The sequence below is a fragment of the Streptomyces spinosisporus genome (genome assembly GCF_022698145.1).
GTDB lineage: Bacteria > Actinomycetota > Actinomycetes > Streptomycetales > Streptomycetaceae > Streptomyces > Streptomyces spinosisporus.
Map to the genome: position 1 here is coordinate 44,507 of NZ_JALDAX010000017.1, position 12,512 is coordinate 57,018.

12 protein-coding genes are annotated in these 12,512 nt (G+C 72.3%); 8 read left to right on the top strand and 4 right to left on the bottom strand.

What is annotated here, in order from left to right; all coding sequences use genetic code 11:
- Positions 1–42: 42 nt before the first annotated feature.
- The 5 genes from MQN93_RS33980 to MQN93_RS34000 all read left to right on the top strand — a co-directional run bounded on the left by MQN93_RS33980 (position 43) and on the right by MQN93_RS34000 (position 4,562).
- A complete protein-coding gene (locus MQN93_RS33980; protein WP_242712546.1) occupies positions 43–1,287 on the top strand; it encodes an NAD(P)/FAD-dependent oxidoreductase in 1,245 nt (414 codons plus the stop codon).
- Positions 1,288–1,349: 62 nt separating this feature from the next.
- Entirely contained in the window at positions 1,350–1,715 is a 366-nt protein-coding gene (locus tag MQN93_RS33985; protein ID WP_016435829.1) for an Rv2175c family DNA-binding protein, read from the top strand.
- 140 nt (positions 1,716–1,855) lie between these two features.
- On the top strand, positions 1,856–2,512 hold the full coding sequence (gene thiE / locus MQN93_RS33990; protein ID WP_016435830.1) for a thiamine phosphate synthase: 657 nt from the start codon (positions 1,856–1,858) through the stop codon (positions 2,510–2,512).
- A gap of 119 nt (positions 2,513–2,631) precedes the next feature.
- Positions 2,632–3,555, top strand: coding sequence for a methylenetetrahydrofolate reductase [NAD(P)H] (gene metF / locus MQN93_RS33995; protein ID WP_037782563.1), 924 nt, complete (start codon positions 2,632–2,634; stop codon positions 3,553–3,555).
- A 56-nt stretch (positions 3,556–3,611) separates the two neighbouring features.
- Positions 3,612–4,562, top strand: a complete 951-nt coding sequence (locus tag MQN93_RS34000; protein ID WP_016435832.1) for an SCO2102 family sporulation regulator — start codon at positions 3,612–3,614, stop codon at positions 4,560–4,562.
- 7 nt (positions 4,563–4,569) lie between these two features.
- Here MQN93_RS34000 and MQN93_RS34005 read toward each other — a convergent pair whose 3' ends face one another.
- From MQN93_RS34005 to MQN93_RS34020, 4 genes are all read right to left on the bottom strand, one after another.
- The gene (locus MQN93_RS34005) at positions 4,570–6,078 is read right to left on the bottom strand and encodes a phytoene desaturase family protein (RefSeq protein ID WP_242712547.1); all 1,509 of its coding nucleotides are present in this window, start codon (positions 6,076–6,078) and stop codon (positions 4,570–4,572) included.
- Between the two features lie 474 nt (positions 6,079–6,552).
- A complete protein-coding gene (locus MQN93_RS34010) occupies positions 6,553–7,188 on the bottom strand; it encodes a TetR/AcrR family transcriptional regulator (RefSeq protein ID WP_108013372.1) in 636 nt (211 codons plus the stop codon).
- Between the two features lie 47 nt (positions 7,189–7,235).
- Positions 7,236–9,320 carry a YhgE/Pip domain-containing protein gene (locus MQN93_RS34015; protein WP_242712548.1) on the bottom strand — a complete coding sequence of 695 codons (2,085 nt, stop codon included), beginning with the start codon at positions 9,318–9,320 and terminating at the stop codon, positions 7,236–7,238.
- Positions 9,292–10,092: an ATP-binding cassette domain-containing protein gene (locus tag MQN93_RS34020; protein WP_242712549.1), complete on the bottom strand. Its 801-nt coding sequence runs from the start codon at positions 10,090–10,092 to the stop codon at positions 9,292–9,294. The genes MQN93_RS34015 and MQN93_RS34020 overlap by 29 nt, the downstream gene beginning before the upstream one ends.
- Before the next feature lie 181 nt (positions 10,093–10,273).
- Here MQN93_RS34020 and MQN93_RS34025 point away from each other — a divergent pair, with 181 nt between their 5' ends.
- The 3 genes from MQN93_RS34025 (at position 10,274) to MQN93_RS34035 (ending at position 12,512) form a co-directional block, all read left to right on the top strand.
- Positions 10,274–10,840 carry an SAV_6107 family HEPN domain-containing protein gene (locus MQN93_RS34025; RefSeq protein ID WP_016435837.1) on the top strand — a complete coding sequence of 189 codons (567 nt, stop codon included), beginning with the start codon at positions 10,274–10,276 and terminating at the stop codon, positions 10,838–10,840.
- Between the two features lie 174 nt (positions 10,841–11,014).
- Positions 11,015–11,842 carry a methyltransferase gene (locus tag MQN93_RS34030; protein WP_016435838.1) on the top strand — a complete coding sequence of 276 codons (828 nt, stop codon included), beginning with the start codon at positions 11,015–11,017 and terminating at the stop codon, positions 11,840–11,842.
- Between the two features lie 277 nt (positions 11,843–12,119).
- Positions 12,120–12,512, top strand: coding sequence for an SCO2097 family morphological protein (locus MQN93_RS34035; RefSeq protein WP_016435839.1), 393 nt, complete (start codon positions 12,120–12,122; stop codon positions 12,510–12,512).

Sequence of the window (12,512 nt, forward strand, 5' to 3'; positions counted from 1 at the left end):
CGACCGCTGACTGACAATTTGTCAGTTGTCTATGGTGATCAGGTGAGCGAGCAGACGCGGGAAACGGGCGGGTCGCCCCTGCGGCGCGTGGTCGTGGTGGGCGCGGGCATGGCCGGTGTGCAGACCGCGGTCGCCCTGAGGGAACGGGGCTTTCCCGGCAGCGTGACCCTGATCGGCGCCGAGCCCCACCAGCCCTACGACCGGCCCCCGCTGTCCAAGGCGGTCCTGCTCGGCAAGTCCGAGGGCTCCGCCTTCGAGGTCGACTTCGAGGCGCTCGCCGTCGAACTGCGCCTCGGCTGCGAGGTGGTGGGCCTGCGCCCCGGCGCGCACGAACTGGACACCGAGGCCGGACCCGTCCCGTACGACGTCCTGGTCCTCGCCACCGGCGCCGAACCGATCCGTCTGCCGGGCGCCGAAGGCGTGCCCGGAGTGCATCTGCTGCGCACCCTGGACGACGCCGAGCGGCTGCGGCCCGTGCTCGCCCGCCAGCACGACATCGTGGTCGTCGGCGCGGGCTGGATCGGTGCCGAGTTCGCCACGGCCGCGCGCGAGGCGGGCTGCGCGGTGACGGTCGTCGAGGCGGCCGAGCGGCCGCTCGCCGGTGCGCTGCCGGCCGAGGTGGCCGCGCCGATGGCCGCCTGGTACGCCGACGCCGGCGTCGAACTGCACACCCACGCGCGCGTGGAGCGCGTCGAACCCGGCGAGGTCGTCCTCGACGACGGCTCGCGGCTGCCCGCGGGCGCGGTCGTCGTCGGCATCGGCGCACGTCCCGCAACCGCCTGGCTGACCGGCTCCGGCATCGAGCTCGGGGAGCACCGGGAGGTCGTGGCCGACGTCCATCTGCGCACCTCGGTCCCGGACGTCTACGCCGTCGGCGACTGCGCCTCCTTCCCCTCCGGGCGGTACGGCGAGCGCCTGCTGATCCACCACTGGGACAACGCCCTCCAGGGGCCGCGCACGGTGGCCGAGAACATCGTCGGCGGCGCCACCGGCGCACCGCCGGCCGTCTACGACCCGGTCCCGTACTTCTGGTCCGAGCAGTTCGGCCGCTTCGTCCAGTACGCCGGTCATCACGCCGGCGCCGACACGCTCCTGTGGCGCGGCGACCCCTCGGGGCCCGCCTGGTCCGTCTGCTGGCTGCGCGAGGACCGCCTGGTCGGGCTGCTCGCGGTCGGCCGGCCGCGGGACCTGGCGCAGGGCAGACGGCTGATCGAGTCCGGCACGCCGATGGACCCGGCGCTGCTCGCGGACCCGGCGAAGCCTCTGAAAGCCGCCACGGCGCGGTAGGAAGCCGCAGGTCGGGCACGTCCGACTTCCGACTGTCAGTGCGGGATGGCAGGCTTGATTCCGTGACCGAGATTGACGCAAAGACCGATGCTCTCGTCCCCGCCTGGCTCACCCTCCCCGACATCGCAGAGATGCTCGACGTCGAGGTGACGCGAGTGCGGCAGCTGGTCAAGGAGGGCCAGCTCATCGCCGTACGCCGTGGTGAGAACCGCGCACTGCACGTCCCCGCCGCCTTCATCGACGGGAACAAGGTCGTCAAGGGCCTCAGCGGCACCCTGACGCTCCTGCGGGACGACGGCTTCACGGACGAAGAGATGCTCGAGTGGCTCTTCACCCCCGACGAGAGCCTGCCAGGGACCCCCGCCCAGGCCCTGAGTGAGAATCGAGGCACGGAGGTGAAGCGCCGGGCCCAGGCGCTCGCCGTCTGAGCCGACCCGCCGATCCGAACACCGTCCGGCGTACGGGCCGGGGCCCGCGAGGGCCGCGGCCGTGGTTCACTGCGGCCCGCAGCACCGACGCTTCCGGCGGGCCCACGGCCCGTACGCCACCGACCACGGGGGACACGCCCATGCCCGACACCGCCGCCACCGCACGCGCCCGCCTCGCCGACGCCCGCGTCTACCTCTGCACGGACGCCCGCAAGCGCCAGGGCGACCTGCCCGAGTTCCTGGACGCCGTCCTGGCCGGCGGTGTCGACATCGTGCAGCTGCGCGACAAGGGCATGGAGGCGGCCGAGGAGCTGGAGCACCTGAAGGTCTTCGCCGAGGCCTGCGCCCGCCACGGCAGGCTGCTTGCGGTCAACGACCGCGCGGACGTGGCGCACGCCGCCGGTGCCGATGTGCTCCACCTCGGCCAGGGCGACCTCCCGGTCCCCGCGGCCCGGGCGATCCTCGGCGACGACGTCCTCATAGGCCGCTCCACGCACGCGGACGCCGAGGCGGAGGCCGCAGCCGTCCAGGAGGGCGCCGACTACTTCTGCACCGGACCCTGCTGGCCGACCCCCACCAAGCCCGGCCGCCACGCCCCCGGCCTCGACCTGGTCCGGCACACCGCCGCCCTCGGCACCGACCGCCCCTGGTTCGCCATCGGCGGCATCGACCTCGGCAACCTCGACGAGGTGCTCGCGGCCGGTGCCCGCCGGGTCGTGGTCGTCCGTGCCATCACCGAGGCGGACGATCCGGGCGCGGCGGCGTCGGACTTCGCGAAGCGCCTGCGGCAGGCGTAGGCCCGGCCGCTGCCCGCCGCTGCCCTTCCGCTGTCCGAGGCGTGGACAGCAAATCGACAATTCGGGTAAAAATCCCGGGTTCGGTTGGGGGACCGACGGCCCCTGGTTAACCTGCGAGTATGGCCCTCGGAACCGCATCCACAAGGACTGATCGCGCACGGACGGTGCGCGACATGCTCGCCACGGGCAAGACGACGTACTCCTTCGAGTTCTCGGCGCCGAAGACCCCCAAGGGCGAGCGGAACCTGTGGAGCGCGCTGCGCAGGGTCGAGGCCGTGGCTCCCGACTTCGTCTCCGTGACCTACGGCGCGGGGGGCTCGACGCGCGCGGGCACCGTCAAGGAGACGGAACAGATCGTCGCCGACACCACGCTCACCCCGGTGGCCCACCTCACCGCCGTCAACCACTCGGTCGCCGAGCTGCGCAACATCATCGGCCAGTACGCCGACGCCGGGATCCGCAACATCCTCGCCGTGCGCGGCGACCCGCCGGGCGACCCCATGGCGGAGTGGGTGCAGCACCCCAAGGGCCTCGCCTACGCCGCCGAGCTCGTCCGGCTCATCAAGGAGTCGGGCGACTTCTGCGTGGGCGTCGCGGCCTTCCCGGAGATGCACCCGCGCTCCGCCGACTGGGACACCGATGTCGCCCACTTCGTGGACAAGTGCCGGGCCGGAGCCGACTACGCCATCACACAGATGTTCTTCCAGCCGGAGTCCTATCTGCGGCTGCGCGACCGGGTCACCACGGCCGGCTGCCGGACCCCCGTCATCCCCGAGGTGATGCCGGTGACCAGCGTCAGGATGCTGGAACGGCTGCCGCAGCTGAGCAACGCGCACATCCCGTCCGTCCTGAAAGAGCGGATCCTCACAGCAAAAGACGATCCGGCCGCTGTACGCTCCATTGGCATTGAATTCGCCACGGAGTTCTGCGCGCGGCTGCTGGCCGAGGGAGTGCCCGGACTGCACTTCATCACGCTCAACAACTCCACGGCCACGCTGGAAATCTACGAGAACCTGGGCCTGCACCACCCCCCGCAGGCCTAGACCGGCCGCACGGGTATACGACACACTGCGTAGCGGCGACTGGGAGAGGGGCGTACATGGGCTGGACGGTCCTCTACATCGCGTTCGGCATCGTCGCGCTGTGGCTGCTCGGCGAGGTGCTGCTGCAGTACAAGGCACGGCTGCGCTGGCGGCTGCTGGCGTTCGCCGGCTTCCTGGGCGTCGTGATCGGGGTTCTGATCCCCTCGGTCGTCGTCATCGGTCTGGGTGCGGCCGCGTTCGCGGTCGGCCAGACCTATGTCACGCTCTCCTTCCGCCGCGGCTTCTCCGCGGGCTGGGCCGTCAAGCGCCCCGAGGCCGGCGAGCCCGTCAAGCGGCGCCGCGGCAAGGCGGACCACCAGGACCCGACTCTGCAGGTCTCCGACCTCGAACCGGGCGACGGAGGCTACGGCGAGCAGGCCGCCTACCCCCAGGAGCAGGTGGCGTTCAACAGCGAGGACGACTTCGACCGCGACGACGTCTTCACCCCGGCCCGTCCCGGCCAAGGCATGGCCGCGGACAGCACGATGGTGTACGAGCCGCAGCCCATGCCCGACGACACCGGTTCGTACGGCATATACAACGACCCGGCCTACGCGGCCGCCGCCGACCCGTCCTACGCGGGCGCCACGGGCCAGGACCAGTACGCGACGGCCGCCCAGGGCGCGGACCAGGCCTACGGCTACGACTACTCCGGCTACGACCAGCAGCAGTACGGCTACGACACCACCGGCCAGCAGTACGCCGCCTACTCCGACCCGTACATCGGCACGCAGACCTACGGCGGCTACGACACCGGCTACGGGCAGTACGGCCAGCAGGGATACGGCCAGGACCAGTACGCCACCGGCGGCTACGGCCAGACCCCGGCGGGCGGGGTGTGGGTCCCGCAGCAGCGCACCGACGAGACCTACGGCGGCGAACTCCCGCCGGAGCAGCCGTATCCCTACCAGGACAACGGCCAGGGTCAGCCACAGGGGAATGGCTTCGACGAGCAGTACCGCTTCTGAGCGAAGCTCACTGAGAGCCCCTGAACTCCGGTCCCTCCACGATGAGTCCGGCCACCAGCGCGCCGGACATGCCCGCGTGCGGGAGGCCGCCGCCGGGGTGCGACCAGCCGCCGACCCGGTACAGCCCCGGCAGGCGGGTGGTGTTGGCCGGGTGCAGGAAGCGCCCCTCTCCCGCGGCCAGCGAAGGCGCGGACACCCCTCCGGAGTCGCCGTCCTCCGTCTCGCGCCACAGGATGCGCTCCCGCAGCCCCGGTATGACGGCCTCCGCGGCGGTGACCAGCTCGTCGGCGAGGGCCTCGCGCCGCTCGGACGGCAGCTGACCGGCCTCCGACGCGACCACCGCGGACAGCACCACCGACTCGTGATCCCCGTCCGGGCGCAGCGCCGGGTCGTCCGGCCGCAGCACGGTCACCGTGGGCCGGGCGGGGACGGACGGGGGAGACAGGAGGGAGTCCAACTCGGCCGTGCGGTCGGGCGCGTGGACGATCGTGCGGTGCACCGCACCGGCCTCCCGCGGACCGCGCAGCGCCAGCAGCACGGTGAACCGTCGGGGGCGTGAGCCGGTGTCCGGCCGTACGTCACCGTCGTCGTCCAGCCGGTGCTGCGTCAGCTCCCGCAGCCGGGCGGGACGCACACCGGCGATCACATGGTCCGCCTCCGCCACGAGCCCTCCGTCCCTGCCGGAAGGGTGGGAGGAGCCCTCGGCCACCTCCACCCCCACGGCCCGGCCGTCCTTCTCCAGCACCCCGGTCACCTCGGTGCCGAAGTGGAATTCGACCCTGCGGGCCAGGCACCGCTCGTACACCGCGCGCGCCAACTCCCGCATTCCGCCGCGGACATACCAAGTGCCGAAGGCATGCTCCATGTAGGGCAGCACGGCCGCGCTCGCCGGAGTGACGCGCGGGTCCAGGCCGTGGGCGAGGGCGTGGCTCTCCAGCAGGGCCGTGAGCCGGGGGTCGCGCAGCTCCCAGGCGCCGATCTCGGCGAGCGTGGCCGCCCGCCGGGTGCGCAGCAGGCGTTTGTGGGGGACCGCGGGATAGGGCTCGCGCTCCGCCAGCACCGGCCAGTTGGGCCACAGGGGCTCCTCAAGGAGCGGGCGGCGGGTGCGGTCCCAGGCCTCGCGGGCGCGCACCAGGAAGTCGCCCCAGCGCCCGCCGGCGCCGGTCCCGAGGGCTTCGTCCAGGGCGTCGACGACACCCGCGCGGGAGGCATTGGGCAGAGCGGCCTGGGTGCCGTCCGCGAAGAGGTGCCGCGAGGAGGGGTCGACCTGGACCAGCTCGGCACAGTCCTCCAGCGGCTCCTTGCCGGTCTTGATGAACAGATCGCGCCAGACCGCGGGCAGCGTGAGCAGCCCGGGGCCGGTGTCGAAGGCGAAGCCGTCCCGCTCGAACCGGCGCACCGCGCCGCCGTACGTCTCCGTGCGCTCGTAGACCGCCACCCGGTGGCCCGCCACGGCCAGCCGGGCGGCGGCCGCCATCGCGCCCATCCCGGCGCCGATCACCGCAATCCGTCCCATGCCTGCGACTTTATCGATCGCCACTGACAGTCACGGCACGGGCGGCCCGCCGCGGGGGAGTACGCACACGGGCGCATTCGTCACCAGTCGGCAACGGAGCGTCCTGGGGGTGAGTGCGCAGTGCTGAGTACGCGTACCTAGTGAGTGAGTTGAGTACGCACGCGGATGGGGCCGGACCTGCGGCGACGAGACAGTGGAGGCACGGAAAGGGGCCCGGCTCCGGCACCGGCGACACGGGGCGTCGGAACGGAGCCGCCCTCGATCCGCTCCTTCCGCCGGCTGCGGTCGGCGGGAGCGAGGCACGGGGGAACCCGGGGGAGCGACCGCAACGGGGGCCCAACGGGGGGAAGTGGAAACGGGGGAGCAGGAAAAAGCGCCGGTTCGAGGTGGCCCGCGGGGGACGTGGCCACAGCGGACCGGCGCTTTCGTGTTCGGCGGGATCAGCGGCCGCGTGAGGGCACGGCGTCGTGGGGATCAGCCGCGGCCCGGACCGCTCACCCGCCCCTGCAGCAGCCGGGACAGCGCGGCATGGACGTCGTCCAGGGAGCGCTCCGGCTGGAACGACTGCCAGTCGAGGGCGGCCACCAGGACCATGCCGACCAGGGCCGAGGCCGTCAGCGGCACATCGATCTCGTCGCTGAACTCGCCGCCCTCGACGCCCTCGCGCAGCACGTCCTCCACGACCGCGACCGCCTGCTGCCTGACCACCATCAGCGTGGACTGCCAGGCCCGGTTGGTGCGCCACATCTCGGCCACGTAGAGCTGGGTGAAGGCGGGGTAGCGGTCGATGAAGACGAGACCGGCCCGCACCATCGCGTCCAGGGCGTCCACCTTGCTGCCGCCGTCCCTGGCCGTCTTCTCGGCCGCCTCCCGCAGGGAGGCGGCGAGGAGTCCGACGCCGTGCCGCAGCAGTTCCTCGAAGAGGACGGACTTGCTCGCGAAGTTGTAGTAGACCGTGCCCTTCGCGACCCCGGCGCGCTCGGCGATCTCGTCCACCGTGGTGGCGGAGAAGCCCTGCTCGGCGATGAGGGTGACGGCCGCCTCGTAGAGCTTCTGCCGGGTGGCCTCGCGGCGCGTGCTGCCGCCGGGAGCGGTGCTGCTGCTTTCCATGGCCCTGATTGTCACAGGAGCCGTGCCCGCGGATGTCACCGCGGCGCTCACAGGCTCAGCTCCGGGTGCAGCCGGTCCAGCGTCCACACCTGCCGTCGGCGGGCCGACACCGCGGTGAGCGCGAGCGCGCCCGCGGTGAACGCGACGAGCACCACGCACGCGTGCCACACCGGTCCGAGGCCGCCGCCCGTGATGAGCCTCCTGAGGGCGTCCACGACGTGGCTCATCGGCAGGAAGGGGTGCAGCGCGTTGAAGAAGCCGGGGCTCGTCTGCACGGGATACGTGCCGCCCGCGGACGTCAACTGCAGCATCAGCAGGGCGAGGACGAGGATCCGGCCCGCCGCTCCGAAGCGTGCGTTCAGCCACTGCACGATCGCCCCGAAGCACGCCGTCACCAGGAACAGGAAGCCGACCGTGCCGGCCGCCCGCGCCATCTGCAGGCCGATCGCCCAGTGCAGCACCGCCATCAGGGACACCGTCTGCAGCACTCCGATCGCCACCACCGGGAGCCAGCCCGCGAGCGCGATCCGCCACGCAGGGGCGCCCGTGGCGAGCGCGCGCCGGTTCATCGGCGGGATCAGCATGTACGCCACCATGGCGCCCACCCACAGGGACAGCGGGATGAAGTACGGGGCGAACCCGGTGCCGTAGTTGGGCGCCTTGTGCAGGTCCTCGGAGACGAGCCGCACCGGGTCGGCCATGACCTCGGTGCGCCGGTCGCGGTCGTCCTTGTCGTAGTCGGGGATCTTCCCGGCGCCGTCGTGCAGCCCGCCCGCGAGCTTCCCGGAGCCGTCCACGAGCTTGAACATGCCGCCGTTCAGGTCCTGGGCGCCCGTCTTCAGCTTGCCGACGCCCTCGTCCAGGTCGCTCGCGCCGCCGGAGGCCGTGCCGAGCCCCTTGTGCAGCTTCTTGGCGCCCGCGGCGACCTTGCCCGCGCCCTCGTTCAGCTTGTTGATCTTCGATACGGCGTCGTCGAGGTCCTCGGAGAGGTGCGGTGCCCGGTCGGCGAGCGCCTGGGCCTGGTCCTGGAGGGTGGCCAGGTTCGTGTCGAGTTTCTTCAGGTCGCCGTCCTGGTCGCCGATCAGTGTGTTGAGGTCGTCGGCGATCGTCGCCACGTCGGCGGCGGCCTCCTTGGCCTTCTTCAGGTCGGAGCAGGCCGCATCCGGCAGCACGGGGTTCTCGCAGCGCACCCGGTAGACGTCGTCCAGCGTGTCGGAGGCGGCGTGGGCGCCCTTGGCGGCGACCGGGGCGGTCTTGACCAGGGTGCCCAGGTTGTGGCGGATCGCCTTGGAGGAGTCGGCGACCAGCTGTGCGGTGTCCCCGATGGTCTTCTCGTTGTCCTTGAGGAAGGGGCCCGCCTTCTTGTCGACCGCGTTGACCTTGTCGGCGAGCGTCTGCGTGCCCGCCGCGACCTGCTTCGAGCCGTCCTCCAGCGCGCCCGCGCCCGTGTTGAGCTTCTTCAGGCCCTTGGCGAGCTTGCCGCTGCCGCTCTTGGCGTCCTTCAGGCCGTCGGCGAGATCCTTGGAGCCCTTCTCCGCCTTCCCGATCCCGCCGTTGAGCTTGTCCGCCCCGTTCGCGGCCTTCACGGTCTCGCCGTGGATGTCGGAGAACGAGATGAAGATCCTGTCCAGGAAGGACCGCGACGCCTTGGCGGAGGCGGCCTGGCGCACCTCGCCGAACACGGTCCGCGAGATCTGCCCGACGATGTAGTTGTTGGCGTCGTTCGTCCGTACCCGGAGCGCGCCCGTCTCCGGGGAGTCGCCCGCGCTGGACGCGATCCGCCTGCTGAAGTCGGCCGGCATGGTCAGCGACAGGTAGTACGTGCCGTTCTCCACGCCCGCGCGTGCCTCGTCGGCGCTCACCTCCTGCCAGTCGAAGACGTCGCTGTCGCGCAGCCCCTCGGTGAGGTCGTCGCCCGCCGTGAGCTTCTTCCCGTCGGCCGTCGCCCCCCGGTCGTCGTTGACGAGCGCCACGGGGATGCGGTCCAGGCGGCCGTAGGGATCCCAGAACGACCACAGGTACAGCGCGCCGTACAGCAGCGGCAGCACCAGGAGGGCCACCAGGGCGGCGCGGGGCAGCCGGCCCCTGCCGAAGCGCCTCAGCTCAAGCGCGGCCAGTTTCGGCGAGCGCATCCGCCTTCTCCTTCGTCTCGGGCTTCACGGGCGTCTCGGGCTTTCCGGTGGCCTCCTCGGCGGGCCCCTTGGCGGCCCCCTTGGCGGCCTCCTTGGTGGACACGACGACGGCGTCGTCGGGAGCCTCGCTGCACACCGCGACGACGGTCGTCCCGGACTCGGCGATCGACCTCAACAGCGCCCAGACCTCGCCCCGTTCGGCGTCCGAGAGCTTGAGGTCGGTGTCGTCGACGCCGAGCAGCCGGGGGCTGCCCATCAGGGCGAGCGCGATGGACAGCCGCAGCGCCTCCAGCCGCTCCAGGTCCCGTACGGCCGTACGGGAGCCCTTGGGCAGCGCCTCCCGGTCCAGGCCCGCGGCGGCCAGTGCGGCGTCGATCCGCAGCCCCGCCTCGGCCCGGCGCTCGGCGCGCGGCCGAAGCAGCGCGCGCAGCGAGTCGCCGAACCTGCGCTGCAGCAGCGCCCGCTCGTGCAGATGCTCGCCCACGGTCAGGGCCGGTTCAAGGTCGGTGACCCCGGCGACGTGCGCGAGCGCGGAGGCCCGTCGTACGGCCGCCATCTGCTGGGGCAGCTTCCACCCGCCCACCTCTGCCGCGCCCGCCGTCGGCTTCATCCGGCCCGTGAGCGCGAGCAGCAGACAGGTGCGGCCGGACCCGGACGGGCCCTCGACCGCGATCAGCGAGCCGGGCTCCGCCTCGAACGAGACGTCGCGGAAGGCCCAGCCGCGCGGGCCCTTCAGCCCCAGCCCTCGTGCGGTGACACCCACACCGGACACGGTTCTCCCCACCCCTGCATCCCCAAAAATTTGAACTGACTGGTCAGTGCAAAAACTATCCCGAACCTTCGATCGAAGCAAAACCCCAGGTCAGAACGGATTGTCAGTGGCATACCGCACGATGGACACATACGGCCCCCTTCTCGGGCGATGCCGTCACGCAGACGACAGGAGGTTCGTCATGGCCAGCTACCACGCAGCAGCCGCCCGCCGGCGCCGCGCCACCGGCCCTGCCCCCTCACTGACCGGCCCGGCGAGCGACGTCCACCCCGTGCTCCGCCGGACCACGGCCCCGCCCGCCGCCCTCGACCTGCTCGCCCAGGCCCGCGCGGGACTGGACGAGGCAGCCGTCCTGGAAACCCCCAACGAGCGTTACGCCACGGCCCATCTCGCCGCCCTGCGCACGGCCGCGGCGGTGCTCGCCGCCCGGGGGCGCCCGGAGCCGTCGTCCCGACGCCGTGCCCGCATCCGGAGCGCTTGGGAAGTGCTCCCCGAAATCGCGCCCGAACTGACCGAGTGGAGCGTGCTGTTCGCCTCCGGGGCCCGGCGGCGCGCCCGCGCCGAGGCGGGCATCCAGGGAGCGGCCAGCCGCCGGGACGCCGACGACCTGATACGGGACGTGGCGATGTTCCTGCGCCTGGTCGAGCGGATGCTCGTCCTGCAGCCCGTTCTCCCGCAGCCGCGCCAGGACGCCGACCACCCGCACACGGATGCGCAGAGCGACCGCGACTTACCGGACACGGGATGAGGGAGTCCGCCGTACGAGACGTTGAGCGGGGCACACCACCGCTGTGACCGGGCGGAGCGCCGAAGGCAATAGGGTGGAAGCCGCCTGAAGTCTTCCCTCCCGCGTCCGGGCGGGGAGGCAGCCCGTTCGCTCCGCCGTGCCAAGGGGCGGTGCCGCGCCGAGGAGTCATCTGCCGTGTCGGACCCGATGCGCCCACCCGTCTCCCACCACCACCCTCAAGCGACGTCGCAGCGCGCCGACCTCCCTCGTTCGCGGGCCTCGCTGCGTACCGCCGTGGTCTGGGAGGTCCTCCAGGACGCCCTGGAGCGCCGGGTCAAGGCCACCGGGCGTGAGTCGCTCGACGTCCTCGACACCGGGGGCGGCAGCGGCAACTTCGCCGTGCCGGTGGCCCGTCTCGGCCACCGGGTCACCGTCGTCGACCCCAGCCCCAACGCGCTCTTCGCGCTGGAGCGCCGCGCCGCCGAGGCCGGCGTCGCCGACCGCGTCAGGGGCGTCCAGGGCGACGCCCACGGCCTCTTCGACGTGGTCGAGCGCGACCGCCACGACGTGGTGCTGTGCCACGGCGTCCTGGAGTACGTCGACGACCCGGCAGAGGGCGTGCGCAACGCGGTGGCCGCCCTGCGCTCCGAGGGCGTCCTCAGCCTGCTCGCCGCGGGCCTCGGGGGCGCCGTGCTCGCACGCGCCCTTGCCGGCCACTTCAAGGAGGCGAGGCAGGCCCTCGGCGACCCGGACGGCCGCTGGGGCGACGGCGACCCCGTGCCGCGCCGCTTCACCGCCGAGCAGCTGACCGCGCTGGTCGAGGGCGCGGGCCTCAGGGTCGGCGCCGTGCACGGCGTGAGGGTCTTCGCCGACCTCGTCCCGGGCGTCCTGGTCGACACCGAACCCGGCGCGCTCGAAGCGCTGCTGAAGCTGGAGGAGGCGGCGGCCGAGATCCCCGCCTTCCACTCCGTGGCCACCCAGCTCCATGTGCTCGGTGAGACGCAGGGGGCCCAAGGGGCCTGACGCACCTCGTGCGGTGCGCCGCTGATCAGGGACTGGAGCGCACATGGAGTACGCCACAGGCCCCCCGATCGGGCGCTCGCCGCCGTATGATCGAGGGAGACCGCCCGGCATGACGGGTCGGCCGTTGGGGAATGCAAGATTCAGCGAGCCGGGACGTACATGGCGGATTCCGGTTGGTCAATTGGCGCAGAGGGGCGGGTTTCACGGGGGCGATTCCCTGCCTATCCTGAAGGGACCCCCCGGGTCGCCCCGGCGACTGCACGATGAGGAGGACTCCGTGCCGCTCTCGGAGCACGAGCAGCGCATGCTCGAGCAGATGGAGCGAGCGCTGTACGCCGAAGATCCCAAGTTCGCGTCGGCGCTTGAGGGAAGCGGGCTGCGTACGTACACCCGACGGCGGGTCTACCAGGCGGTCGCGGGCTTCCTCGTGGGTATCGCGCTCCTCATGGCTGGAATGGTCGCCAAGCAGGTGTGGCTGAGCGTGGTGGGCTTCCTGGTGATGCTGGGATGCGCCGTGCTGGCCGTGACCGGCTGGCGCAAGGCCCCCAAGCCGGGCGAACAGCCCGCGACGGGTGCCCCGCAGGCGCGTCGTCAGGGACGGCAGAAGCGCTCCATGATGGACCGTATCGAGCAGCGCTGGCAGCGCCGCCGCGACGAGCAGGGCCACTAG